Below are 24,232 nucleotides of genomic sequence, written 5' to 3'. Positions count from 1 at the left end.
TTTGCACCTTTAGATTAATGACTGAGAGGATTAAAGGTATCTCATGGCTGAATGGAGCGGCGAATATATCAGCCCATACGCTGAGCACGGTAAGAAGAGTGAGCAAGTAAAGAAAATTACGGTTTCCATTCCTCTGAAGGTGTTGAAGATCCTCACCGATGAACGTACGCGTCGTCAGGTGAACAACCTGCGCCACGCGACCAACAGCGAACTGCTGTGCGAAGCGTTTCTGCATGCGTTTACCGGTCAACCGTTGCCAAACGATGAAGATCTGCGCAAAGAGCGTAGTGATGAAATTCCGGAAGAGGCGAAGGTGATCATGCGTGAACTGGGTATCGACCCGGATACGTGGGAATACTGAGAAGCGGATACAAAAAAGGCACCTTGCGGTGCCTTTTTTTCGGGAAACTTACTTAGCGCCCGGGATGCTGAAACGCTTGTTGAAGCGGTCAACACGGCCACCGGTTGCAACATCACGCTGCTTACCAGTGTAGAACGGGTGGCATTTGCCGCACACGTCCAGGTTCAGATCGTGACCCACGGTAGAGCGGATCTGGATAGAGTTACCGCAAGAACAGTTTGCAGTAATCATTTCGTATTTCGGGTGAATATCTTTTTTCATGGGAGAACCTCAGTTAAGGCCGCGTCGCTCTTCCAGCCCTAACGCCAGACACCACGCGATGTTGAATGTAAGTTCTTTGGCGTAAAGTACACCAAAGGCGGCGAATCATACAGAATTTGACCAACGTATGCAAACTGATCCGCACGCCGCTTTCACTAATGTGTATACTAACGCGCCACTTTTCAAGTCAGGAAGATTCGATGCCCGTCGCTCACGTTGCCCTGCCCGTTCCGCTTCCCCGCACCTTTGACTATCTGCTGCCTGACAGCATGAGCGCCAAAGCGGGCTGTCGCGTGACCGTGCCATTTGGCAAACAGCAGCGTATTGGGATTGTGGTGTCGGTGAGCGATAAGAGCGAATTGCCGCTCAATGAGCTGAAAGCCGTCGCAGAGGTACTGGACAGCGAGCCCGTTTTCTCCACCAGCACCTGGCGGCTCCTGCTGTGGGCGGCAGATTACTACCATCACCCCATCGGCGATGTCCTGTTCCACGCCCTGCCTGTTATGCTTCGTCAGGGTAAAAGTGCCAGCCACGCTCCCCTGTGGTACTGGTTTGCCACTGAAGAGGGTCAGGCGGTCGATATCAATAGCCTGAAACGCTCGCAGAAACAGCAGCAGGCGCTGGCGGCCCTGCGTCAGGGGAAAATCTGGCGACATCAGGTTGACGAGCTTGAGGTGAGCGAAACGGCGCTACAGGCCCTGCGCAAAAAAGGGCTGAGCGAACTGGCAAGCGAGGCGCCTGCCCTTTATGACTGGCGGGACAGTTTCTCCGTTTCAGGGGATCGTCTGCGACTCAACACCGAGCAGGCCACCGCCGTAGGAGCCATTCACAGCGCCTCCGATCATTTCTCCGCCTGGCTACTGGCAGGGGTTACCGGCTCCGGCAAAACAGAAGTGTATCTCAGCGTACTGGAAAACGTGCTTGCGCAGGGTAAACAGGCGCTGGTGATGGTTCCGGAAATCGGCCTCACGCCACAAACCATCGCCCGTTTTCGCGAGCGGTTTAATGCGCCGGTTGAAGTGTTACACTCGGGCCTGAACGACAGCGAGCGCCTCAGCGCCTGGCTGAAAGCCAAAAACGGCGAAGCGGCGATTGTGATTGGCACCCGTTCCTCGCTGTTTACGCCGTTTAAAAACCTCGGCGTTATCGTCATCGATGAAGAGCATGACAGCTCCTATAAGCAACAGGAAGGCTGGCGCTATCACGCCCGCGATCTGGCCGTTTATCGCGCCCACAGCGAGCAAATCCCGATTATTCTTGGCTCCGCGACGCCCGCCCTCGAAACGCTGCATAACGTTCGCCAGCGTAAATACCACATGCTGCGCCTGACGCGGCGCGCAGGGAACGCGCGCCCTGCTATTCAGCATGTGCTGGATCTAAAAGGCCAGCAGGTGCAGGCGGGGTTAGCGCCTGCGCTTATCACCCGGATGCGCCAGCATTTGCAGGCCGGTAATCAGGTCATTTTGTTCCTTAACCGCCGCGGGTTTGCCCCGGCGCTGCTGTGTCACGACTGCGGCTGGATTGCCGAATGCCCGCGCTGCGACCACTACTACACGTTCCATCAGGCCCAGCGCCATTTGCGCTGCCACCACTGCGACAGCCAGCGGCCGGTACCACGCCAGTGTCCGTCATGTGGCTCAACGCATATCGTGCCGGTCGGTCTGGGGACGGAGCAACTGGAAGAGGCCCTTAAGCCTTTCTTCCCTGACGTTCCTCTTTCCCGCATCGACCGTGACACCACCAGCCGCAAAGGGGCGCTGGAACAGCAGCTGGCGGAAGTGCATCGCGGTGGCGCACGCATTCTGATTGGCACGCAGATGCTGGCCAAAGGGCACCACTTCCCGGACGTAACGCTGGTCGCCCTGCTGGACGTAGACGGCGCGCTGTTTTCGGCCGATTTCCGCTCAGCAGAACGTTTTGCCCAGCTTTATACCCAGGTTGCCGGACGTGCCGGTCGCGCAGGCAAACAGGGTGAGGTGGTTTTACAGACCCACCATCCTGAACATCCGTTACTGCAAACCCTGCTGCATAAAGGCTATGACGCGTTTGCGGAGCAGGCGCTGGCAGAACGCCAGACGATGCAGCTTCCGCCGTGGACCAGCCACGTCATCATTCGCGCAGAAGATCACAACAACCAGCAGGCACCGCTTTTCCTGCAGCAGCTGAGAAACCTCCTGCAGGCCAGTCCGCTGGTGGATAACCCGCTGTGGATACTGGGGCCGGTGCCGGCGCTGGCACCAAAGCGTGGTGGACGTTTCCGCTGGCAGATTTTGCTCCAGCACCCTTCGCGCATCCGCCTGCAACATATCGTCAGCGGCGCGCTGGTGCTGATCAATACCCTACCGGAAGCGCGCAAAGTGAAGTGGGTGCTGGACGTTGATCCTATCGAAGGCTGAAGACGGATCGAAAAATTTAACGCTCCTCACACTTTTTATGAAAATTCTGTAACCGATTCCATTAACTATCTGTAAAAATGGTGGCGTCAGAAGTTCGGTGTTCAGGCGAGGAGAAGACGTTGAAGTCCAGGAAAGAGGTTGCCACGGCGACCATGAAAGACGTTGCCCAGAAAGCACAAGTCTCTACGGCAACCGTGTCCCGCGCATTAATGAACCCGGATAAAGTCTCCCAGGCGACCCGTAACCGGGTAGAGCAGGCTGCGCTGGAAGTGGGCTATTTCCCGCAGGCGATGGGACGAAACGTTAAACGCAATGAGTCGCGCACCATCCTGGTGATTGTGCCGGACATCTGCGATCCCTTCTTCAGCGAGATTATTCGCGGTATCGAAGTGACGGCGGCAGAGCAAGGTTATCTGGTGCTAATTGGCGACTGTGCTCACCAGAACCAGCAGGAAAAAACCTTTATCGACCTCATTATCACCAAGCAGATCGACGGCATGTTGCTGCTTGGGTCTCGCCTGCCCTTTGATGCCAGCATTGAAGAGCAGCGCAATTTACCGCCGATGGTGATGGCCAACGAGTTTGCACCCGAGCTGGAGTTGCCGACGGTACATATTGATAACCTGACCGCCGCGTTCAACGCCGTCAACTATCTTCAGGAACTGGGGCACAAGCGTATTGGCTGCATTGCCGGCCCAGAAGAGATGCCATTGTGCCACTACCGCCTGCAGGGCTACGTTCAGGCGCTGCGCCGTACCGGCGTCACCGTCGATCCGCACTACATTGCTCGCGGGGATTTCACCTTTGAAGCCGGTGGACAGGCACTGGAGAAGCTGCTGGATCTGCCCGAGCCGCCGACCGCGGTGTTCTGTCACAGCGATGTGATGGCACTGGGGGCATTATCGTATGCGAAGCGCCGCGGCCTGCGCATACCGAAAGATTTGTCGATCATCGGATTCGATAATATTTCGCTGTCAGAATTTTGCGATCCTCCACTCTCGACCGTGGCGCAGCCGCGCTATGATATTGGGCGTGAAGCGATGCTTCTTCTGCTGGATCAGCTGCATGGTCAAACAGTTAACAGCGGCTCGCGGTTGCTGGACTGTGAATTGATTGTGCGCGGTTCTACCCAGGCATTGACTTAAAGTAAATGTCTTTCAGACACCCTTATCTGGTCAAAGCCCCGCCGCTTAAGTAACATGGCGGGCTGACGAACGAATAAATACAGCGAAACGATAGTGGCACAACGAGATTATGTACGTCGCGGCCAGCCGGCACCTTCGCGACGCAAAAAGAGTAGCTCAAGGAAAAAGCAACGTAACCTGCCTGCTGTCTCGCCAGCGATGGTCGCTATTGCTGCGGCTGTAGTCGTGGCCTTTATTGGTGGTCTGTACTTTATCACGCACCATAAAAAAGAAGAGTCCGAGGCGCTTCAGGCCAGCAAGGTTGCCGGAAACGGCCTTCCGCCGAAGCCTGAAGAGCGCTGGCGCTATATCAAAGAGCTGGAAAGCCGTCAGCCTGGCGTACGTGCGCCGACCGAACCTTCAGCGGGTGGCGAAGTGCAAAATGCCAGCCAGTTGACGGATGAACAGCGTCAGTTGCTGGCACAAATGCAGGCCGATATGCGCCAGCAGCCTACACAGCTGAACGAAGTGCCGTGGAACGAGCAGACGCCGGAACAGCGTCAGCAAACGCTGCAGCGTCGTCAGGCGCAGCAGCAGCTCCAACAGCAACAACAGCAACAACAGCAACAACAGCAGTGGGCGCAAACCCAGCCAGTGCAGCAGCCTAAAACGCAGCCGCGGGTGACGGAACAGCCGTATCAGCAGCAAACACGAACGGCGCAGTCCCAGCCAGTGCAGCAACCGCCGAAAGCCCAGCCGCAGAAACAGGCGGCTCAGCCGTATCAGGATCTGCTGCAGACGCCGGCGCATACCACTGCGCAGCAGCCGAAAACGCAGCAGGCCGCACCGGTAACCAAAGAGACCGATGCGCCGAAGCAGACTGCTGAGAAAAAAGACGAACGCCGCTGGATGGTCCAATGTGGTTCATTCAAAGGTGCTGAGCAGGCGGAAACGGTGCGCGCACAGCTGGCTTTTGAAGGGTTTGATTCACGCATTACCACCAATAACGGCTGGAATCGCGTGGTGATTGGCCCGGTCAAAGGCAAAGAAAATGCCGACGGAACCATTTCCCGTTTGAAAGTGGCGGGACACACAAACTGCATTCGACTCGCTACCGGGGGTTGAAACCCCCAAATTCCCCCCCATCTATCATTCTATTCAGCCCTGAGCACAGGCTCAGGGCTTCTGTTTCCCGATTCTGTAACCAGGGGGTCTGCTCGTGACAACAATAGTAAGTGTACGCCGTAACGGCCACGTGGTAATCGCCGGTGATGGCCAGGCCACGCTGGGTAATACCGTAATGAAAGGCAACGTGAAGAAAGTTCGTCGTTTATACAACGACAAAGTGATCGCCGGTTTTGCAGGCGGCACAGCTGACGCCTTCACGCTGTTCGAACTGTTTGAACGCAAACTGGAAATGCACCAGGGTCACCTGGTGAAAGCCGCCGTTGAGCTGGCGAAAGACTGGCGTACCGATCGCATGCTGCGCAAACTTGAAGCGCTGCTGGCGGTGGCCGATGAAACCGCTTCGCTTATCATCACCGGTAACGGTGACGTCATTCAGCCTGAAAACGACCTGATTGCTATTGGCTCTGGTGGCCCGTACGCCCAGGCTGCAGCCCGTGCGCTGTTGGAAAATACCGACATGAACGCGCGCGATATCGCGGTGAAGGCGTTGGATATTGCAGGTGATATCTGCATCTATACCAACCACAACCACACCATCGAAGAATTACCGTCTAAAGCGTAAGGATCTCCCATGTCTGAAATGACCCCACGCGAAATTGTCAGCGAACTGGACAAACATATTATCGGCCAGGACAACGCCAAGCGTTCCGTGGCTATTGCCCTGCGTAACCGCTGGCGCCGCATGCAGCTCGAAGAAGAGCTGCGCCATGAAGTGACGCCAAAAAACATTCTGATGATCGGCCCGACCGGTGTCGGTAAAACCGAAATAGCCCGTCGTCTGGCGAAACTGGCTAACGCCCCGTTCATCAAAGTCGAAGCCACCAAGTTCACCGAAGTGGGCTATGTGGGTAAAGAAGTGGACTCCATCATTCGCGATCTGACCGACTCGGCGATCAAAATGGTGCGCGTCCAGGCGATTGAGAAAAACCGCTACCGCGCCGAAGAGATGGCGGAAGAGCGCATTCTTGACGTCCTGATCCCACCGGCGAAAAACAACTGGGGCCAGGCTGAACAGCAGGCTGAGCCGTCAGCGGCGCGTCAGGCGTTCCGCAAAAAACTGCGTGAAGGCGAGCTGGACGACAAAGAGATTGAGATCGATCTTGCTGCTGCCCCTATGGGTGTGGAAATCATGGCACCGCCTGGCATGGAAGAGATGACCAGCCAGCTGCAGTCCATGTTCCAGAACCTGGGCGGCCAGAAGCAGAAAGCGCGTAAGCTGAAAATCAAAGACGCCATGAAGCTGCTGATCGAAGAAGAAGCGGCGAAACTGGTGAACCCGGAAGAGCTGAAGCAGGATGCTATCGACGCGGTTGAGCAGCACGGTATCGTGTTTATCGACGAAATCGACAAAATCTGTAAGCGTGGCGAATCCTCAGGCCCGGATGTCTCCCGTGAAGGCGTTCAGCGCGACCTGCTGCCGCTGGTTGAAGGCTGCACCGTCTCCACCAAACACGGTATGGTCAAAACGGACCACATCCTGTTTATTGCCTCTGGCGCATTCCAGGTGGCGAAACCGTCTGACCTGATCCCGGAACTGCAGGGTCGTCTGCCGATTCGCGTGGAGCTGCAGGCGCTGACCACTGAAGATTTCGAACGCATCCTGACCGAGCCAAATGCCTCTGTGACCGTACAGTACAAAGCGCTGATGGCAACCGAAGGTGTGAACATCGAGTTCACTGAAGACGGTATCAAACGCATCGCCCAGGCCGCCTGGCAGGTCAACGAAACCACCGAGAACATCGGTGCCCGTCGTCTGCACACCGTGCTGGAGCGCCTGATGGAAGATATCTCTTATGATGCGAGCGACCTGAACGGTCAAAGCATTACCATTGACGCAGAATATGTGGGTAAACACCTGGATGCGTTAGTGGCAGATGAAGATCTGAGCCGTTTTATCCTATAATCGCGGTTACTGCATTCTCATCACGTTTAATGGGGGCTAATGCCCCCATTTTTATTGGCTAAATTACTATGACTGACATCAGCCGTACTCAGGCGTGGCTCGAAAGTCTGCGCCCTAAAACTCTTCCTCTGGCCTTTGCCGCCATTATCGTCGGTACGGCGCTTGCCTGGTGGCAAGGCTATTTCGATCCGCTGGTTGCCGGGCTGGCACTGATTACCGCCGGTCTGCTGCAAATTCTCTCCAATCTCGCCAACGACTATGGCGATGCGGTTAAAGGCAGCGACAAACCCGACCGTATCGGGCCACTGCGCGGTATGCAGAAAGGGGTCATTACCCAGGCGCAGATGAAGCGCGCGCTGATCATCACCGTGGCGCTGATTTGTCTTTCCGGCCTGGCGCTGGTAACGGTCGCGTCTAAAACCCCCAGCGATTTCATTGGTTTCCTGGTACTGGGTCTGCTCGCCATTATTGCCGCCATTACCTATACCGTCGGTACCCGCCCTTACGGGTATATTGGGCTGGGTGATATCTCCGTGCTGGTGTTCTTCGGCTGGTTGAGCGTGATGGGGAGCGGGTACTTACAGGCACATACCCTGATCCCGGCCCTGTTCCTGCCGGCAACCGCCTGCGGCATGCTGGCGACGGCGGTGCTTAACATCAACAACCTGCGCGATATCGACAGCGACCGTGAGAACGGCAAAAACACGCTGGCCGTGCGTCTGGGGCCCGTTAATGCACGCCGTTATCATGCGTGTCTGCTGCTGGGCGCTCTGCTGTGCCTGGCGCTGTTTAACGTTATCTCGCTGCACAGCATATGGGGCTGGCTGTTTGTACTCGCCGCACCGCTGCTGATTAAGCAGGCGCGATTCGTCATGCGTGAACTCAGCCCTGCGGCCATGCCGCCAATGCTGGAGCGTACGGTAAAAGGGGCACTGCTGACTAACCTGTTGTTCGTCATCGGGATTGTCTTAAGTCAGACGCTGGGTTAACTGACAAATATCAATTAACAATTGATGATTTTGCCAACAACGCATTTAGCACGATATACTGAACACATTCGCAGCAACTGAGCGTTAAACCTATGAAATACGATACCTCCGAGCTTTGTGACATCTACCAGGAAGATGTCAACGTCGTTGAACCGCTGTTCTCCAACTTTGGTGGGCGGTCGTCGTTTGGCGGACAAATCGTCACGGTGAAATGTTTCGAGGATAACGGGTTGCTCTATGATCTGCTCGAACAGAACGGCCGTGGCCGCGTTCTGCTGGTTGATGGCGGGGGCTCCGTACGTCGTGCCCTCATTGATGCTGAGCTCGCCCGTCTTGCCGTACAGAACGAGTGGGAAGGCATTGTGGTGTATGGCTCAGTGCGCCAGGTGGACGATCTCGAAGACCTGGACATTGGCATTCAGGCTATCGCGGCCATTCCGGTGGGTGCTGCGGGTGAAGGTATCGGCGAAAGCGACGTGCGCGTCAATTTCGGCGGCGTGACCTTCTTCTCCGGTGACCATCTCTATGCCGATAACACCGGGATTATCCTTTCCGAAGATCCGCTGGATATCGAGTAATAAAAAAAGCCGGGTGGCGGCGACGCCTTACCCGGCCTGTTCTGCATTTCCCGAAAGAAATTACACTTCTTCCATACGCCCCAGCAGCGCCTGCAGACGATCCTGCCAGCCATTCTGCTGTTCACGCAGCTGGTTGTTTTCGCGCTCCAGTTCTTCACGGCTGTGCTGGGCGTTCTGAACTTCCTGCGCCAGGCTGTTGTTCTTCTCTTTCAGCTCTTCAATTTCCATCTGCAGCAGCGTGATGGTGTCAATCGCCTGCTGTACTTTCGATTCCAGTTTCTCAAACACTTCTAAAGACATGATCCTACCTCTCCTGAATTGCAAGGCGACGCTTTAACGTAAACGCGCACAACAGATATGCCGATTGTATGAAGCCCCGTCGCCCCTGTCCAGCGGCAGACCGCGCAGATCGTGGTTTGCAACACTTTTCGGCCTCGTCCTGGTGCGTTCGCGGCATATACCCCTAAATTGTTAACTCATTCGTTAATGAAATGATTCAGCTCACATTTTGCTATTGGTGTAAAAATGCGCTTTATGGCGCGAAAACGCTCATTTTATTGACGCAGACCACACATTTTGATTTCGATATTTCTCGTTTTTGCTCGTTAACGATAAATTAACACTATGTCTACAGGGCATCGTGGCTGTCACGGGCGGTCATGCTAACAATAAACATCAATTTCTTCAGGATTCCGATTATGAGTCAGACATCAACCTTAAAAGGCCAGTGCATTGCCGAGTTCCTTGGTACCGGGTTGTTGATATTCTTCGGAGTGGGCTGTGTTGCTGCACTGAAAGTGGCGGGTGCCAGTTTCGGTCAGTGGGAAATCAGTATTATCTGGGGTCTGGGCGTGGCGATGGCCATCTACCTGACCGCAGGGGTTTCCGGCGCACATCTTAACCCGGCGGTGACCATCGCGCTGTGGCTGTTCGCGTGCTTCGACGGACGCAAAGTTGTTCCCTTCATCCTTTCTCAGTTTGCCGGCGCGTTTTGCGCAGCGGCGTTAGTTTACGGGCTTTATTACAATCTTTTCATCGACTTCGAACAGACACATCATATGGTGCGTGGCAGTGTCGAAAGTCTGGATCTGGCAGGCATTTTCTCAACCTATCCCAACCCGCATATCAATTTTGTGCAGGCGTTCGCAGTTGAAATGGTGATTACCGCTATTCTGATGGGCGTTATCCTGGCGCTGACCGACGACGGAAACGGCATTCCGCGCGGCCCGCTGGCACCACTACTGATTGGCCTGCTGATTGCGGTGATCGGCGCATCCATGGGCCCGCTGACCGGGTTTGCGATGAACCCGGCGCGTGATATCGGACCTAAAGCTTTTGCCTTTATCGCAGGATGGGGCGACGTGGCCTTCACCGGCGGTAAAGATATCCCTTACTTCCTGGTACCGCTGTTTGCACCGGTTGTCGGGGCTGCGCTGGGTGCATTTAGCTACCGCAAATTAATTGGTCGCCATTTACCGTGCGACACCTGTGTGGAAGAGGAGAAGGAAACGACTTCTACCGCACAACAAAAAGCTTCGCTGTAATCTGACTACGGGACACATACCATGACCGAAAAAAAATATATCGTTGCGCTCGACCAGGGCACTACCAGCTCCCGCGCTGTCGTAATGGATCATGACGCGAATATCGTCAGCGTGTCACAGCGCGAATTTGAGCAAATCTATCCTCGTCCAGGCTGGGTTGAACACGATCCTATGGAGATCTGGGCTTCACAAAGCTCCACGCTGGTAGAAGTGCTGGCGAAAGCCGATATCAGTTCCGACGAGATTGCCGCTATCGGTATTACCAACCAGCGTGAAACCACTATCGTCTGGGAGCGCGAAACCGGTAAGCCCATTTACAATGCCATCGTCTGGCAGTGCCGCCGTACGTCAGAAATCTGCGAACAGCTGAAGCGCGACGGTATGGAAGACTATGTACGTAGCGCAACCGGTCTGGTCGTTGACCCGTATTTCTCCGGTACAAAAGTGAAATGGATCCTCGACCACGTTGAGGGTTCACGTGAACGTGCAAAACGCGGTGAGCTGCTGTTCGGTACCGTCGATACCTGGCTTATCTGGAAGATGACCCAGGGGCGTGTCCACGTCACTGATTACACCAACGCCTCGCGCACCATGCTGTTCAACATCAATACCCTGGAGTGGGATGACAAGATGCTGGACGCGCTGGATATCCCGCGCGCGATGTTGCCAGAAGTCCGTAAATCTTCTGAAGTTTACGGTCAGACCAATATCGGCGGCAAAGGCGGCACGCGTATTCCAATTGCCGGTATTGCCGGTGACCAGCAGGCGGCGCTGTTTGGCCAGCTGTGCGTTAAGGAAGGGATGGCGAAAAACACCTACGGCACCGGCTGCTTTATGCTGATGAACACCGGTGAGAAAGCGGTGAAATCAGAAAACGGCTTGCTGACCACCATCGCCTGCGGTCCACGCGGTGAAGTGAACTATGCGCTGGAAGGTGCGGTGTTCATGGCAGGTGCGTCTATTCAGTGGCTGCGTGACGAGATGAAACTCATCAGCGATGCGTTTGACTCCGAGTATTTCGCAACCAAAGTGAAGGACACCAACGGCGTGTATGTGGTTCCGGCCTTTACCGGTCTGGGCGCCCCCTACTGGGACCCGTATGCACGCGGCGCGATTTTCGGCCTGACCCGTGGGGTAAACTCGAACCACATTATCCGCGCGACGCTGGAATCCATTGCTTATCAGACGCGCGACGTACTGGAAGCGATGCAGGCTGACTCCGGCATTCGTCTGCATGCCCTGCGCGTGGACGGCGGCGCCGTTGCCAACAACTTCCTGATGCAGTTCCAGTCCGACATTCTGGGCACCCGCGTAGAGCGCCCGGAAGTACGTGAAGTCACCGCGCTGGGTGCGGCGTACCTTGCAGGTCTGGCTGTCGGCTTCTGGCAGAATCTGGATGAACTGCAGGAAAAAGCGGTTATCGAACGCGAATTCCGCCCTGGCATCGAAACCACTGAGCGTAACTACCGCTACAGCGGCTGGAAGAAAGCGGTGAAACGCGCCCTGGCGTGGGAAGAGCACGAGCAGTAATTTCTCCCCTCACCCTTCCCCTCTCCCCGCCGGGGAGAGGGGACCGACCGCACCCACCCCCACTCTGTGATAAACTTCGTGCAATTCCTTTTGATTGCACGAGTACCTCATGAAACGTGAACTGGCTATCGAGTTTTCCCGCGTTACCGAAGCTGCCGCACTGGCGGGCTATAAATGGCTCGGCCGTGGCGACAAAAATACCGCAGACGGTGCGGCTGTCCATGCCATGCGCATTGTGCTTAACCAGGTCAATATCGATGGCACCATCGTCATTGGCGAAGGCGAGATCGACGAAGCGCCAATGCTCTATATCGGTGAGAAAGTGGGCACCGGCAAAGGTGATGCCGTGGATATCGCGGTTGACCCGATTGAGGGTACCCGCATGACGGCAATGGGCCAGGCCAACGCGCTGGCCGTGCTGGCGGTAGGGGACAAAGGCTGTTTCCTCAACGCACCGGATATGTACATGGAAAAGCTGATTGTCGGCCCCGGCGCCAAAGGGGCTATCGACCTGAGCCTGCCGCTGGAAGAGAATCTGCGTAACGTTGCCAGGGCGCTGGAAAAACCGCTTAGCGCGCTCACCGTGACTATTCTGGCGAAACCGCGCCACGATGCCACCATTGCCCAGTTGCAACAACTCGGTGTTCGCGTCTTTGCCATCCCGGATGGCGACGTGGCAGCGTCTATCCTGACCTGCATGCCAGACAGCGAAGTGGATGTGCTTTACGGCATTGGCGGCGCGCCGGAAGGTGTGGTCTCCGCCGCGGTGATCCGCGCTCTGGATGGCGACATGCAGGCCCGTCTGTTGCCCCGTCACGAAGTCAAAGGCGACAGCGAAGAGAATCGCCGTATTGGGGAAGAAGAGCTGGCACGCTGCGAAGCGATGGGTATTGAAGCCAACAAGGTGCTTGCGCTGGATGACATGGCGCGCAGCGACAACGTTGTCTTCTCCGCAACCGGCATCACCAAAGGTGACCTGCTGGATGGCATCACCCGTAAGGGCAATATGGCCACCACCGAAACCCTGCTGATCCGCGGTAAATCGCGCACCATTCGCCGCATTCAGTCTGTTCACTATCTGGATCGTAAAGACCCTGACGTGCAGGCGCACATTCTGTAAAACCGTTTGATCGATAGAGCTTTCCGGCCCAAATGGGCTGGAAATCTTCACCACAAGTCCGGAAGATAGAACAGAGAAAAAGCACAGGAGAAGATCATGGCGGACTGGGTAACAGGTAAAGTCACAAAGATACAGTTCTGGACCGATGCGCTATTTAGTCTCACCCTGCATGCTCCCGTCCATCCGTTTACGGCCGGGCAATTTGCGAAGCTGGGGCTGGATGTTGACGGCGAGCGCGTGCAGCGCGCCTATTCCTACGTTAATGCCCCCGATAACCCGGATCTCGAGTTCTATCTGGTCACCGTCCCGGACGGCAAACTCAGCCCACGCCTTGCCGCGCTTAAGCCCGGTGACGATGTGCAAATTGTGAGTGAAGCGGCCGGTTTCTTCGTGCTGGACGAAATCCCGGACTGCGACACCCTCTGGATGCTGGCAACCGGCACGGCCATTGGCCCCTATCTCTCTATTTTGCAGTACGGCAAAGACCTTGAGCGCTTTAAAAACATCGTGCTGGTTCACGCCGCGCGCTATGCCGCAGACTTGAGCTATCTTCCGCAGATGCAGGCGCTGGAAAAGCAGTACGGCGGGAAACTGAAAATTCAGACCGTGGTCAGCCGCGAAACCGCAGCAGGCTCACTGACGGGCCGCGTACCGGCATTGATTGAGAGTGGTGCACTGGAAGACGCAATTGGCTTGCCGATGAGCGCTGAAACCAGCCATGTCATGCTGTGTGGCAACCCGCAGATGGTTCGCGACACGCAGCAGCTTCTGAAGGATACCCGGCAGATGACGAAACATCTTCGCCGCCGGCCGGGCCATATGACTGCCGAACACTACTGGTGATCAGCGGTATTTCACCTCAAGGGTGTCTTTGCCGTATTTGTTTTCGCTCTGGGTGCCGATAAACGCGCCCAGATCGACCACCATCATGACAAAAATAATGGTTGGTAGCAGTCTGCCCACCACCCAGGGAAGGATGGACGGAAGTATCGACCAGTTCCCGGCCACCAGCATCCACGCCAGAATAATCAGAAAAGCCCACGCGCCGGAACGGCCGCGATCGTGCAGACGTTTCACCACCACGGCCGCGGTTGGCCACAGTAAACAGACCAGCGCAAACGCCGCCGTTTGTGTGCTGAGCCATGCGTTGAAGGCCACGAAAAACAGAAGCAGCATGGCAACGATCCACGTCGCCATCCAGATCCAGAAGTCACGGCGTCCAATACGCCCTTTGAATGAAAACAACCACTGCTGTATGGTCATGTAAGGTTCCTTATTATCATATAGCGCGCATTTTACCCTGGAGTTGTGACCTTTTGACAAGCCGACCAGATATCGATTTAATCATGAACACTTACGGCCAGGGGCAATGTTGATGAAAAGTTCGGCACGTTCTCTTTTCCTGTGTTTAGCGATGCTCATCGCGGGTGTTCCCCTGCACGCCGCCGAAACCACTGCCCCGACGACAGCCCCCTATCTGCTGGCAGGTGCGCCCTCGTTCGATCAGTCAATCAGCCAGTTTCGTGAAACCTTCAATAAAACCAACCCCACGCTACCGCTGGATGAATTCCGCGCCATTGACAGCTCCCGGGAGACGCCAACCCTGACCCGGGCTGCGAGCAAGATCAACGAGAATTTATATGCCTCCACTGCGCTGGAGCGCGGCACGCTAAAAATCAAAAGCATGCAGATAACCTGGCTGCCGATTCAGGGGCCAGAGCAGAAAGCCGCTAAGGCAAAAGCGCTCGAGTACATGAGCGCGATACTGCAGGCTTTTACGCCCGCGCTGACCAAAAAGCAAAGCCAGCAAAAGCTGCAAAAACTTCTCACCGCCGGTAAAAACAAGCGTTACTACGCCGATACCGAAGGGGCCATACGCTATGTGGTGGCAGATAACGGCGAAAAAGGACTGACCTTCGCTGTTGAACCGATTAAGCTGGCACTATCAGACACACTCGGAGGGGCGAATTAATGACAAAAAGCAAAGCCTTTCGAGGGAAAATCTCTATACTGATTCACAGACCATGCTGCCCGACAGGGCGGCCATATTCCTTAATTCGCTAATTTAGCGTGGAGAATTGAAATGCGACATCCTTTAGTGATGGGTAACTGGAAACTGAACGGCAGCCGCCACATGGTAAACGAACTGGTTGCGAACCTGCGTAAAGAGCTGGCGGGCGTGACGGGCTGCGCGGTTGCTATCGCTCCGCCGGATATGTACCTGGATCTGGCTAAACATGCCGCTGATGGCAGCCACATCATTCTGGGCGCACAGAACGTTGACGTTAACCTGTCAGGCGCATTCACCGGTGAAACCTCTGCTGAAATGCTGAAAGATATCGGCGCGAAATACATCATCATCGGCCACTCTGAGCGTCGCACCTACCACAAAGAATCCGACGAATTTATCGCGAAGAAATTCGCGGTGCTGAAAGAGCAGGGTCTGATCCCGGTTCTGTGCATCGGTGAAACCGAAGCCGAAAACGAAGCAGGCAAAACGGAAGAAGTGTGTGCTCGTCAGATCGACGCCGTGCTGAAAACGCAGGGTGCTGCAGCATTCGAAGGCGCGGTTATCGCGTACGAACCCGTCTGGGCGATCGGTACCGGCAAATCAGCGACCCCTGCGCAGGCACAGGCGGTTCACAAATTTATCCGTGACCACATTGCTAAAGCGGACGCGAAAGTGGCTGAGCAGGTAATTATTCAGTACGGCGGTTCCGTTAACGCATCCAACGCTGCTGAGCTGTTCACCCAGCCAGACATCGATGGCGCGCTGGTTGGCGGTGCATCCCTGAAAGCTGACGCTTTCGCGGTGATCGTTAAAGCAGCAGAAGCGGCTAAACAGGCGTAAATACCGACTTCCCTCCCCCACCGGGGAGGGAAATTACACTTTCCCCAGCACGCTAAACCACAGATAATCCAGCGGCAGCAGCACCAGATACGTTGCAATCGCCAGCGCCAGACAGAGCAACATCCCCGCCTTTGCAGGCACCTTCCCTAAACCCATTGCCACCACAATCGGCGACGCCTGATACGGCAGCAGCGGCGTGGAATACCCCAGTACCTGAATCATGATCACCGACAACAGCGGGAAACCGGTGGCGTCCGAAAAACTCTGTGCCAGCGTGGTGTACAACGCCGGTACACCGTTCGCGGTCATAATGAAGTTGAGCGCCGTGGTAATACCGGTAAGCGCCAGGAAGCTGGTGAACGGTCTGTTGGCATCAAGCGGCATAATCCGCAATAACGCCTCCCCCACCGCGGAACCGATACCCGTTTGGGTCACTACAATCGCCAGCCCGAGAATCCCCGCCACGTAAATGCAGGTGCGCATGTTCACTCCCGCAGAAAACTCTTCACCGGTGATAAACCCGACGCGTGGCAGCATGACGATGACCGACGCCGCAAGACCCGTCCACGCCGGTCCAATGCCATGCCAGCTCTCTGTCACCCACATCCCCAGCACCACCGCCAGCAGCCAGGCGAGACGCTTTTCATCCCGGCCCATCGGTTCAGGCGGCGTAAGATCGGTGGCCGGTTTCGGGTTGCCGGGGAACAACCAGCAGATCAGGCCGATCAGAATGCCCCCTTTCAGGATCCCGAGGACGGGTGTATGCAGCAGCAGATACGGGACATAGTTCAGATGGATCCCGTACGAGCCCTCCGCGGCGCCACTCATCACCAGATTCGGCACGTTGGCAGGCAGGATGGTCGCCGAGAGCTGGAAGGTTCCGAACCCGACGGCCAGCGCCAGGCCATACCACGCGCGGGAACCGTCGGGGATGGCGGCCCTTTTGGCCATGGCGGCGACAATCGGCATCAGCAGCGCGATACGGCCCATATTCGACGGCATCACAAACGCCAGCGCGTAGCTTAGCCCCACCACGCTTGCCACCATCAATACCCACGAATCCGTGAGTTTTGCCGACAGCGCCCGTGCGGCCCTGTCCGCCAGACCGGTTTTACGGATTGCCACCCCCAGCACGAAGCCGCTAAACACTAACCAGAATGCAGACGAGGCAAAACCACCAAAAATCACCTCCGCCGGGGCGATTCTGGCGGTCATCGCTGCCGTGAAAAACAGCAGCGCGGTGATAAATTCCGGCAATAGCGACGTCGCCCACAGCACGATGGTGACGCCGACTATCAATGAGGGCACAAACAGAGGATGCGTTAACCAGAGCGACATTCCTGTCTCCTGTCGTTTTTTTCAGCAAGTCTACGGCGACAGGCAAGACGAGTAAACGCTATTTATGGTGATGTCACTTCAGGATATCGCATTGATGATCCTGCAATTCCTCAGCCGACGCGCGATTCAGGGTCAGCAAGTTACGTTCGGTCGCCAGTAAGACAAACGATCCATCCGACTGCTGCGCCATGGCCAGCGCGAAGCGCCCCATATGGTCACGCGCTTCCGGCAGCTCTTCAGCCAGCATCATAAACGGACTGCGCTGTACCAGCTCATTTTCCGTCACGCGACGGGCGAGGTACTCATGCCCTTCCAGCCCGCCCGGGAACGGTAACCACTGGGTACTGATTTGCCCCTGCGCGGCATTAAGCTTCTCGCGCACGTCCGGGCGCAGGCAGGAGATATGGATATGAAAATGGTTCTGCGTACGGCCTGTCGGGGAGTTAATGGTGAGCGAAATTGCGCTGTCCGGCACCTCGGCCCCGCGCTTCATGCTCATAAAGTTGCGTGACTGCCAGGCCAGCCAGAAGAAGTTGGGCGTATTCGGTTCGGTCAACAGCGGGCTTTCGGTTCCTTTGATACGGTAAGTCGGCATCAGGAGATACTGCAGCGGCCCGTTGCGGTCTTTAAACACCACATAACCCGCATCAGGCTTCACCTGCGCGCACGGGGCCGGGTTACGGTGCTGGAGTTGATTCGGCAGACACTGGTCGAGAACGATATGACGCAACGCATTCGGATTACCCGCTTTCATCCAGTACCAGCCACCTGCGGCAAGAATGATGACAACCAGAATCAGTAATAGTATTTTTTTCACAATGCGTTCCCTGTTTTCGATAGTGGCGAAAGAGTAACGCAAAATGATGACCAAATAAAAAACCCGGCGGATTTCTCGCGCCGGGTCACCGTGTCTGTCCTGCTAACGTTTAGCGCTTGCTGATCTGGTCGAAAGTTCCGCCGTTAGAGAAGTGCTCTTTCTGCGCTTTCGCCCAGCCGCCGAACTCTTCATCAATGGTGAAAAGCTTCAGTTTCGGGAAGACGCTTTCATATTTCTTCGCCACTGCCGGATCGCGTGGACGATAGTAGTTTTTCGCCGCAATTTCCTGGCCTTCTGGCGAGTAGAGATACTTCAGGTACGCTTCCGCCACCGTTTTGGTCTCTTTCTTCTCAACCACTTTATCAACCACAGAAACGGTAGGTTCAGCGAGGATAGATTCGCCTGGCGTAACGATCTCGAACTTGTCTTTACCCAGTTCGTGGGTGGCGAGCAGGGCTTCGTTTTCCCATGCGATCAGCACGTCGCCAATCCCACGCTCAACGAAGGTATTCGTGGCACCGCGTGCGCCAGAGTCCAGCACCTCAACGTTTTTATACAGCGCTTTCACGAACGCCTGGGCTTTCGCCTGGTCACCGTTGTTGTGATGCAGCGCGTAGCCCCAGGCCGCCAGGTAGTTCCAGCGTGCGCCACCCGAGCTTTTCGGGTTCGGGGTGATAATGGAAACGCCCGGCTTAACCAGATCGTTCCAGTCATGAATTTGTTTTGGGTTGCCCTTACGCACCAGGAAAACAATGGTCGAGGTGTAAGGCGCTGAGTTGTCTGGCAGGCGTTTGATCCAGTTTTTATCGATACGCCCACGCTCGGCGATGGCGTCGACGTCATAGGCCAGCGCCAGGGTAACCACGTCGGCTTCAATCCCGTTGATTACCGAGGTCGCCTGCTTACCGGAGCCACCATGCGACTGACGCACCACCACGTTGTCGCCGGTTTCCTGTTTCCAGTGTGCCGCGAAGGCTTTGTTGTACTGCTCGTACAGCTCACGCGTCGGGTCGTATGACACGTTCAGTAACTGGATGTCCTTAGCCAGAACGCTGGTCGATGCCAGCAATAATGTTAACCCCACGCCCCATTTATTCATCGCCCGGATCTCTTGTGTAGTGTTTTGATGCTTGCAGCGTGCCAGAAAGCTAACCAATGATTAAAGAATAAAAAAAGATTGGCTATAACGTAGAGGAATAAAAAACGAGCAGGCATAAAAAAGCCGGGCGGCGATATCGCCTTACCCGGTCTTTATGAGCGTGGACTGCGGACCCGGTTAACTCAGCGCGACCGGGGGAAAGTCACCGCTCAGTACAGTTTTTTTGCGCAGTCCAGCCAGTCACCCTTGAACGGACGCTTCATGTTTTCAATGGCGTCGATGATGTCATGGTGAACCAGTTTTTCGTTCTGAATACCCACGCAACGACCGCCATGACCCTGCAGCAGCAGTTCAATGGCGTATGCACCCATACGTGATGCCAGGATGCGGTCGTATGGACCCGGGGAACCCCCACGCTGGATGTGGCCCAGAACGGTAGCGCGCGTTTCACGTTTGGTTTCGGTTTCGATGTACTTCGCCAGCTCGTCAACGTCACAGATATGCTCGGTGATGGCTACGATGGCGTGTTTCTTGCCTTTTGCGATACCCGCTTTGATTTCAGCCACCAGATCTTCACGGCTGAATTCCACTTCCGGAACCACCACGAACTCACAACCGCCGGCGATGGCCGCAGCCAGCGTCAGGTCACCACAGTAACGGCCCATCACTTCCACGATGGAGATACGCTGGTGGGAAGAAGAGGTGTCGCGCAGGCGGTCAATCGCTTCAACAACGGTGCCCAGTGCGGTGAAATAGCCGATGGTGTAGTCAGTGCCTTTGATGTCGTTGTCGATCGTACCCGGCAGCCCGATGCACGGGAAGCCCATTTCAGTCAGACGTTTTGCACCCATGTACGAGCCGTCACCACCAATAACAACCAGTGCGTCGAGGCCACGTTTTTTCATGTTCTCAATAGCCACTTCACGGACGTGTTCATCACGGAATTCCGGGAAGCGCGCAGAACCGAGGAAGGTACCGCCACGGTTGATCATGTCGGACACGCTGTAACGGTCGAGCTGAACCATGCGATCTTCATACAGGCCCAGATAACCATCATAGATACCAAAAACTTCCAGGCCTTCCGTCAGCGCTGAACGGACAACCCCACGAATTGCCGCGTTCATGCCCGGCGCATCACCGCCGCTTGTCAACACACCGATTTTCTTAATCATGACTACCTCTGAACTTAGGAATGCAAAATTGAAATCTGTTGCCGGAAGAATTTATCGACCAACGAATACTGCAAATAGTATATCAATCACTTCCAGCTGAATTGATTCAGGTCAGACCAAATGGCGGTAATTTATACACAAAATGCTGGCCTGGCTCACTTTTTTACAACCAATTACGAAAGCTCAACATGTCCGGGTACAACCGAGCAGGGATCCTGGTGAATAATGACGTCTGAACCAGGAAAACGCTGCAAAATCGCCTGCTCGACCTGCTCAGCAATAACGTGAGCCTGAACCAGTGGCAGGTTGTCTTCCATTTCAATATGAATCTGAATAAAGCGGGTCGGCCCTGACTGCCGCGTTCGAAGATCGTGTGCACCTCTGACACCAGGCCAGGAGGTCACGATAGAAAAAATTTCATTACGTTCTGAGTCCGGGAGGGCGCGGTCCAGAAGCGATTGCACCGCTTCATACCCCATCCGTAAGGCGCTATATAAAATATAGATGCCAATCCCTAACGCAAACAACGCATCGGCCCGATGCCAGCCATACCAGGCCAGACCGAGCGCAATAAGAATAGCGCCATTCATCATAACATCAGATTGATAATGAAGCATATCCGCCCGTACAGCCTGGCTTTGCGTTTTGCGAACAACCCAGCGCTGGAACGTTACCAGAACAAGTGTGCATATAAGTGCCACAATCGTCACGACCACGCCCACGCCGGGATCGTTCATCGGTGACGGCGAGACGAGATGCTGAATACCGGTTAAAAACAGAAACAGCGCGGAGCCGGAAATAAACATGCTTTGCGCCAGCGCGGCCAGCGATTCGGCTTTCCCGTGCCCAAACGTGTGTTCTTCATCTGCCGGTTGCAGCGAGTAACGCACAACCAACAGGTTCGTCAGCGAGGCGGCAATATCCATCAACGAGTCCACCAGCGCCGCGAGAATACTGACTGAGCCGGTATACCACCACGCAAAAATTTTAATCACTAACAGGCTTGAAGCCACGATGGTCGCTGCAATCGCTGCCCGACTTACCAGTCTTCCATAGGATTGATTCATAAACGCTCCTGTCATGTCATGCCGCTAGTATAACGGAAGCATGGGGAGTCAAAGGATGAATAAACGGTTAACAAAGCAGAATGAAGGGCAAAAAAAACCCCCACATCATGTGGGGGAAGACAGGGATGGTGTCTATGGCAAGGAAAACAGGGTTTACTGGTTACTACGGGTACTGCTATTGCTACTGAAAAACGTTGTTTCTGAGCTTCGCTGCATCCGTGCAACCTCACGCAACTGGTCCATTCGCTGCTGATGTCTTGTGTTCAAAACCGCTTGCTGCTCGGGCGTTAGCAGGTGGAACATCTGGTTGCGGACCTTCGCCATCTCTACCTGGCGGGCAACCTGCTCCTGTGCCATTTTTTCGGCCTGAGCGCGTACAGCGCTTTCGTCAAATTTTTCTGCGGTGACAAGGCGGTGCATTGTCTCCATTTCGCTAACATTAACAGGGGGCTGGTCGTGTCGTGCCCTCTGCATCAGATCTCGCATCTGTTGACGCTGATGTTCGGTTAAACTTATGCCATCAAACATATGGCTTTGGCTGCTGTGCTGCGTTGCCCCCTCCGTTGAGGGCCCGTTATCGCCGGGGATAGCTACAGCGGCCTGGCTTAATGTACTGAACGCCAGCGTTGAGGCCATGACGGCAGCGGTAACTTTGCGCATCACTTGCTCCCAAAATCTTTCGTGTCGCGATTCAACGAGAGACAGTCTACGATTCAGGCTGCAAACATGCGTCAGGGGGTGTAAAACAACGTAAAGTCATGGATTAGATAGCCTTGATGTCGTAATTTCTGCCTCGGAGGTATTTAAACAATGAATAAAATCCTGTTAGTTGATGATGACCGAGAGCTCACATCCCTTTTAAAGGAGTTGCTCGACATGGAAGGTTTCAACGTTCTGGTTGCCCATGATGGCGAGCAGGCGCTGAGTCTCCTTGACGACAGCATCGATTTACTTTTGCTCGACGTTATGATGCCGAAGAAAAACGGCATTGATACGTTGAAAGAGCTTCGCCAGACACACCAGACGCCCGTAATTATGCTGACCGCTCGCGGCAGCGAACTTGACCGTGTACTTGGCCTTGAGCTGGGCGCGGATGACTATTTACCAAAACCGTTTAACGACCGTGAACTGGTTGCCCGTATTCGCGCTATCCTGCGTCGTTCTCACTGGAGCGAACAGCAGCAGAACAGCGACAACAGTTCACCGACGCTGGAAGTCGACTCCCTGAGCCTGAATCCGGGCCGTCAGGAAGCGAGTTTTGACGGTGAAACGCTGGAACTGACTGGCACCGAGTTCACCCTGCTGTATCTGCTGGCCCAGCACCTCGGCCAGGTGGTATCGCGTGAACATTTGAGCCAGGAAGTGCTCGGCAAACGCCTCACCCCGTTTGATCGCGCCATCGATATGCATATCTCGAACCTGCGCCGCAAGCTGCCGGAACGCAAGGACGGGCACCCGTGGTTTAAAACCCTGCGTGGTCGCGGTTATCTGATGGTTTCCGCTTCATGATAGGAAGCTTAACAGCCCGCATCTTCGCCATTTTCTGGCTGACGCTGGCACTGGTTTTAATGCTCGTTTTGATGTTGCCAAAACTCGACTCACGCCAGATGACGGAGCTTCTCGACAGCGAGCAACGTCAGGGCGTGATGATCGAGCAGCACGTGGAAGCCGAGCTGGCAAACGACCCGCCGAACGATTTAATGTGGTGGCGCAGGCTATTTCGCGCTATCGACAAATGGGCACCGCCAGGCCAGCGCCTGTTGCTGGTGACCAGCGAAGGGCGCGTGATTGGCGCCGATCGCAATGAAATGCAGATCATCCGTAACTTCATTGGTCAGGCGGATAACGCCGACCATCCTCAGAAGAAAAAATACGGTCGGGTTGAGATGGTGGGCCCTTTCTCCGTCAGAGATGGCGAGGATAATTACCAGCTTTACCTGATCCGCCCGGCGAGCAACTCCCAGTCCGATTTCATCAACCTGCTGTTTGACCGTCCGCTGCTGCTGTTGATTGTCACCATGCTGGTTAGCTCACCGCTGCTGCTGTGGCTGGCGTGGAGTCTGGCGAAACCGGCGCGTAAGCTGAAAAACGCGGCGGACGAAGTGGCGCAGGGTAACCTGCGACAACACCCTGAACTGGAAGCCGGTCCGCAGGAGTTCCTTGCCGCCGGGACCAGTTTTAACCAGATGGTGAGCGCCCTCGACCGCATGATGACGGCACAGCAACGCCTGCTGTCGGATATCTCGCACGAGCTGCGCACGCCGCTCACGCGCTTACAGCTCGGCACCGCGCTGCTGCGTCGCCGCAGCGGTGAGAGCAAAGAGCTGGAACGTATTGAAACGGAAGCGCATCGTCTGGACAGCATGATTAACGACCTGCTGGTCATGTCGCGCAATCAGCAGAAAAATGCGCTGGTGAGCGAAACGGTGAAAGCCAACCACCTGTGGCATGAAGTGCTGGACAACGCGGCGTTCGAAGCGGAGCAGATGGGGAAATCCTTTACCGTCAACTTCCCGCCGGGGCCATGGCCGCTGTACGGTAACCCCAACACGCTGGAAAGCGCGCTGGAGAACATCGTGCGTAACGCCCTGCGCTATTCGCACACGAAGATTGAAGTAGCCTTCTCGGTGGATAAAGACGGGATCACCATCATCGTTGATGACGATGGTCCTGGGGTAAGCCCGGAAGACCGCGAACAGATTTTCCGTCCGTTCTACCGTACCGACGAGGCGCGTGACCGTGAATCTGGCGGCACAGGGTTGGGTCTGGCGATTGTTGAAACCGCCATGCAGCAGCATCGCGGCTGGGTGAAGGCCGACGACAGCCCGCTGGGTGGGTTGCGGTTAACGCTGTGGCTGCCGTTGTATAAACGTTCGTAGCCGTTTAGCCGGGCG

General features: G+C 55.5%; 25 protein-coding genes. 16 read left to right on the top strand and 9 right to left on the bottom strand.

All coding sequences use genetic code 11. From position 1 onward, the window contains the following. Nucleotides 1–43 precede the first annotated feature (43 nt). On the top strand, nt 44–361 hold the full coding sequence (metJ, locus tag QMG44_RS22330; protein WP_007369220.1) for a met regulon transcriptional regulator MetJ: 318 nt from the start codon (nt 44–46) through the stop codon (nt 359–361). A 48-nt stretch (nt 362–409) separates the two neighbouring features. On the opposite strand, the gene rpmE is transcribed toward metJ, so the two are convergent. Beyond that, nucleotides 410–622, bottom strand: coding sequence for a 50S ribosomal protein L31 (gene rpmE, locus QMG44_RS22325; protein ID WP_003862040.1), 213 nt, complete (start codon nt 620–622; stop codon nt 410–412). A gap of 200 nt (nt 623–822) precedes the next feature. Here rpmE and priA point away from each other — a divergent pair, with 200 nt between their 5' ends. From priA to rraA, 7 genes are all read left to right on the top strand, one after another. After that, on the top strand, nt 823–3,018 hold the full coding sequence (priA, locus tag QMG44_RS22320; protein WP_032679240.1) for a primosomal protein N': 2,196 nt from the start codon (nt 823–825) through the stop codon (nt 3,016–3,018). 119 nt (nt 3,019–3,137) lie between these two features. After that, complete coding sequence (gene cytR, locus QMG44_RS22315) at nt 3,138–4,163, top strand: DNA-binding transcriptional regulator CytR (protein ID WP_020883949.1); 1,026 nt, start codon at nt 3,138–3,140, stop codon at nt 4,161–4,163. Nucleotides 4,164–4,256: 93 nt separating this feature from the next. Further along, nucleotides 4,257–5,267 (top strand): cell division protein FtsN, encoded by a 1,011-nt coding sequence (ftsN, locus tag QMG44_RS22310; RefSeq protein ID WP_047356277.1) that lies wholly within the window; start codon nt 4,257–4,259, stop codon nt 5,265–5,267. Between the two features lie 94 nt (nt 5,268–5,361). Then, the gene (hslV, locus tag QMG44_RS22305) at nt 5,362–5,892 is read left to right on the top strand and encodes an ATP-dependent protease subunit HslV (RefSeq protein ID WP_014172194.1); all 531 of its coding nucleotides are present in this window, start codon (nt 5,362–5,364) and stop codon (nt 5,890–5,892) included. 9 nt (nt 5,893–5,901) lie between these two features. Next, nucleotides 5,902–7,233: an HslU--HslV peptidase ATPase subunit gene (gene hslU, locus QMG44_RS22300; RefSeq protein WP_014172195.1), complete on the top strand. Its 1,332-nt coding sequence runs from the start codon at nt 5,902–5,904 to the stop codon at nt 7,231–7,233. A 68-nt stretch (nt 7,234–7,301) separates the two neighbouring features. Then, on the top strand, nt 7,302–8,222 hold the full coding sequence (gene menA / locus QMG44_RS22295) for a 1,4-dihydroxy-2-naphthoate polyprenyltransferase (RefSeq protein WP_014172196.1): 921 nt from the start codon (nt 7,302–7,304) through the stop codon (nt 8,220–8,222). Between the two features lie 92 nt (nt 8,223–8,314). Then, nucleotides 8,315–8,800, top strand: a complete 486-nt coding sequence (gene rraA, locus QMG44_RS22290; protein ID WP_014172197.1) for a ribonuclease E activity regulator RraA — start codon at nt 8,315–8,317, stop codon at nt 8,798–8,800. 60 nt (nt 8,801–8,860) lie between these two features. On the opposite strand, the gene zapB is transcribed toward rraA, so the two are convergent. After that, nucleotides 8,861–9,100: a septal ring assembly protein ZapB gene (gene zapB, locus QMG44_RS22285; protein ID WP_008501806.1), complete on the bottom strand. Its 240-nt coding sequence runs from the start codon at nt 9,098–9,100 to the stop codon at nt 8,861–8,863. A gap of 398 nt (nt 9,101–9,498) precedes the next feature. Here zapB and QMG44_RS22280 point away from each other — a divergent pair, with 398 nt between their 5' ends. From QMG44_RS22280 to fpr, 4 genes are all read left to right on the top strand, one after another. After that, nucleotides 9,499–10,344: an MIP/aquaporin family protein gene (locus QMG44_RS22280; protein ID WP_014885705.1), complete on the top strand. Its 846-nt coding sequence runs from the start codon at nt 9,499–9,501 to the stop codon at nt 10,342–10,344. 21 nt (nt 10,345–10,365) lie between these two features. Beyond that, entirely contained in the window at nt 10,366–11,874 is a 1,509-nt protein-coding gene (gene glpK, locus QMG44_RS22275) for a glycerol kinase GlpK (protein WP_014172201.1), read from the top strand. 109 nt (nt 11,875–11,983) lie between these two features. Then, a complete protein-coding gene (gene glpX / locus QMG44_RS22270) occupies nt 11,984–12,994 on the top strand; it encodes a class II fructose-bisphosphatase (RefSeq protein WP_044858132.1) in 1,011 nt (336 codons plus the stop codon). A 96-nt stretch (nt 12,995–13,090) separates the two neighbouring features. Beyond that, the gene (gene fpr, locus QMG44_RS22265) at nt 13,091–13,837 is read left to right on the top strand and encodes a ferredoxin--NADP(+) reductase (RefSeq protein ID WP_014172203.1); all 747 of its coding nucleotides are present in this window, start codon (nt 13,091–13,093) and stop codon (nt 13,835–13,837) included. On the opposite strand, the gene QMG44_RS22260 is transcribed toward fpr, so the two are convergent. Beyond that, the gene (locus QMG44_RS22260) at nt 13,838–14,257 is read right to left on the bottom strand and encodes a DUF805 domain-containing protein (protein ID WP_025202755.1); all 420 of its coding nucleotides are present in this window, start codon (nt 14,255–14,257) and stop codon (nt 13,838–13,840) included. It abuts the gene before it with no gap. A gap of 112 nt (nt 14,258–14,369) precedes the next feature. On the opposite strand from QMG44_RS22260, the gene QMG44_RS22255 reads away from it, so the two are divergent. Both QMG44_RS22255 and tpiA read left to right on the top strand, forming a co-directional pair. Next, a complete protein-coding gene (locus QMG44_RS22255; RefSeq protein WP_079231569.1) occupies nt 14,370–14,966 on the top strand; it encodes a DUF1454 family protein in 597 nt (198 codons plus the stop codon). Between the two features lie 111 nt (nt 14,967–15,077). Next, the gene (gene tpiA, locus QMG44_RS22250) at nt 15,078–15,845 is read left to right on the top strand and encodes a triose-phosphate isomerase (protein ID WP_014172206.1); all 768 of its coding nucleotides are present in this window, start codon (nt 15,078–15,080) and stop codon (nt 15,843–15,845) included. Nucleotides 15,846–15,878: 33 nt separating this feature from the next. Here the strand turns inward: tpiA and QMG44_RS22245 are convergent, their stop codons facing one another. From QMG44_RS22245 to cpxP, 6 genes are all read right to left on the bottom strand, one after another. After that, on the bottom strand, nt 15,879–17,183 hold the full coding sequence (locus QMG44_RS22245; RefSeq protein WP_232937904.1) for an SLC13 family permease: 1,305 nt from the start codon (nt 17,181–17,183) through the stop codon (nt 15,879–15,881). Between the two features lie 73 nt (nt 17,184–17,256). Further along, entirely contained in the window at nt 17,257–18,000 is a 744-nt protein-coding gene (locus QMG44_RS22240) for a CDP-diacylglycerol diphosphatase (RefSeq protein WP_025202751.1), read from the bottom strand. Nucleotides 18,001–18,109: 109 nt separating this feature from the next. After that, a complete protein-coding gene (locus QMG44_RS22235; RefSeq protein ID WP_032679243.1) occupies nt 18,110–19,099 on the bottom strand; it encodes a sulfate ABC transporter substrate-binding protein in 990 nt (329 codons plus the stop codon). 209 nt (nt 19,100–19,308) lie between these two features. Next, nucleotides 19,309–20,271, bottom strand: coding sequence for a 6-phosphofructokinase (pfkA, locus tag QMG44_RS22230; protein ID WP_014172210.1), 963 nt, complete (start codon nt 20,269–20,271; stop codon nt 19,309–19,311). A 173-nt stretch (nt 20,272–20,444) separates the two neighbouring features. After that, nucleotides 20,445–21,338: a CDF family cation-efflux transporter FieF gene (fieF, locus tag QMG44_RS22225; protein WP_020883958.1), complete on the bottom strand. Its 894-nt coding sequence runs from the start codon at nt 21,336–21,338 to the stop codon at nt 20,445–20,447. A gap of 153 nt (nt 21,339–21,491) precedes the next feature. After that, nucleotides 21,492–21,998 (bottom strand): cell-envelope stress modulator CpxP, encoded by a 507-nt coding sequence (gene cpxP / locus QMG44_RS22220; RefSeq protein WP_020883960.1) that lies wholly within the window; start codon nt 21,996–21,998, stop codon nt 21,492–21,494. A gap of 150 nt (nt 21,999–22,148) precedes the next feature. Here cpxP and cpxR point away from each other — a divergent pair, with 150 nt between their 5' ends. Beyond that, complete coding sequence (cpxR, locus tag QMG44_RS22215) at nt 22,149–22,847, top strand: envelope stress response regulator transcription factor CpxR (RefSeq protein WP_014172213.1); 699 nt, start codon at nt 22,149–22,151, stop codon at nt 22,845–22,847. After that, a complete protein-coding gene (cpxA, locus tag QMG44_RS22210) occupies nt 22,844–24,217 on the top strand; it encodes an envelope stress sensor histidine kinase CpxA (RefSeq protein WP_010436910.1) in 1,374 nt (457 codons plus the stop codon). Before cpxR ends, cpxA begins: the two co-directional genes overlap by 4 nt. The last annotated feature ends 15 nt before the right edge of the window (nt 24,218–24,232 follow it).

The sequence above is a fragment of the Enterobacter sp. 200527-13 genome (assembly GCF_027924865.1).
Classification (GTDB): domain Bacteria; phylum Pseudomonadota; class Gammaproteobacteria; order Enterobacterales; family Enterobacteriaceae; genus Enterobacter; species Enterobacter ludwigii.
This window is presented reverse-complemented; position numbering and strand designations above follow the sequence as displayed.

What these genes read in the sequence shown, in the direction of transcription:
- metJ (WP_007369220.1), top strand. Translation starts at nt 44, where the DNA reads ATGGCTGAATGGAGCGGCGAATATATCAGCCCATACGCTGAGCACGGT.
- rpmE (WP_003862040.1), bottom strand. Translation starts at nt 622, where the DNA reads ATGAAAAAAGATATTCACCCGAAATACGAAATGATTACTGCAAACTGT.
- priA (WP_032679240.1), top strand. Translation starts at nt 823, where the DNA reads ATGCCCGTCGCTCACGTTGCCCTGCCCGTTCCGCTTCCCCGCACCTTT.
- hslU (WP_014172195.1), top strand. Translation starts at nt 5,902, where the DNA reads ATGTCTGAAATGACCCCACGCGAAATTGTCAGCGAACTGGACAAACAT.
- menA (WP_014172196.1), top strand. Translation starts at nt 7,302, where the DNA reads ATGACTGACATCAGCCGTACTCAGGCGTGGCTCGAAAGTCTGCGCCCT.
- rraA (WP_014172197.1), top strand. Translation starts at nt 8,315, where the DNA reads ATGAAATACGATACCTCCGAGCTTTGTGACATCTACCAGGAAGATGTC.
- zapB (WP_008501806.1), bottom strand. Translation starts at nt 9,100, where the DNA reads ATGTCTTTAGAAGTGTTTGAGAAACTGGAATCGAAAGTACAGCAGGCG.
- QMG44_RS22280 (WP_014885705.1), top strand. Translation starts at nt 9,499, where the DNA reads ATGAGTCAGACATCAACCTTAAAAGGCCAGTGCATTGCCGAGTTCCTT.
- glpK (WP_014172201.1), top strand. Translation starts at nt 10,366, where the DNA reads ATGACCGAAAAAAAATATATCGTTGCGCTCGACCAGGGCACTACCAGC.
- glpX (WP_044858132.1), top strand. Translation starts at nt 11,984, where the DNA reads ATGAAACGTGAACTGGCTATCGAGTTTTCCCGCGTTACCGAAGCTGCC.
- fpr (WP_014172203.1), top strand. Translation starts at nt 13,091, where the DNA reads ATGGCGGACTGGGTAACAGGTAAAGTCACAAAGATACAGTTCTGGACC.
- QMG44_RS22260 (WP_025202755.1), bottom strand. Translation starts at nt 14,257, where the DNA reads ATGACCATACAGCAGTGGTTGTTTTCATTCAAAGGGCGTATTGGACGC.
- QMG44_RS22255 (WP_079231569.1), top strand. Translation starts at nt 14,370, where the DNA reads ATGAAAAGTTCGGCACGTTCTCTTTTCCTGTGTTTAGCGATGCTCATC.
- tpiA (WP_014172206.1), top strand. Translation starts at nt 15,078, where the DNA reads ATGCGACATCCTTTAGTGATGGGTAACTGGAAACTGAACGGCAGCCGC.
- QMG44_RS22245 (WP_232937904.1), bottom strand. Translation starts at nt 17,183, where the DNA reads ATGTCGCTCTGGTTAACGCATCCTCTGTTTGTGCCCTCATTGATAGTC.
- QMG44_RS22235 (WP_032679243.1), bottom strand. Translation starts at nt 19,099, where the DNA reads ATGAATAAATGGGGCGTGGGGTTAACATTATTGCTGGCATCGACCAGC.
- pfkA (WP_014172210.1), bottom strand. Translation starts at nt 20,271, where the DNA reads ATGATTAAGAAAATCGGTGTGTTGACAAGCGGCGGTGATGCGCCGGGC.
- fieF (WP_020883958.1), bottom strand. Translation starts at nt 21,338, where the DNA reads ATGAATCAATCCTATGGAAGACTGGTAAGTCGGGCAGCGATTGCAGCG.
- cpxP (WP_020883960.1), bottom strand. Translation starts at nt 21,998, where the DNA reads ATGCGCAAAGTTACCGCTGCCGTCATGGCCTCAACGCTGGCGTTCAGT.
- cpxR (WP_014172213.1), top strand. Translation starts at nt 22,149, where the DNA reads ATGAATAAAATCCTGTTAGTTGATGATGACCGAGAGCTCACATCCCTT.
- cpxA (WP_010436910.1), top strand. Translation starts at nt 22,844, where the DNA reads ATGATAGGAAGCTTAACAGCCCGCATCTTCGCCATTTTCTGGCTGACG.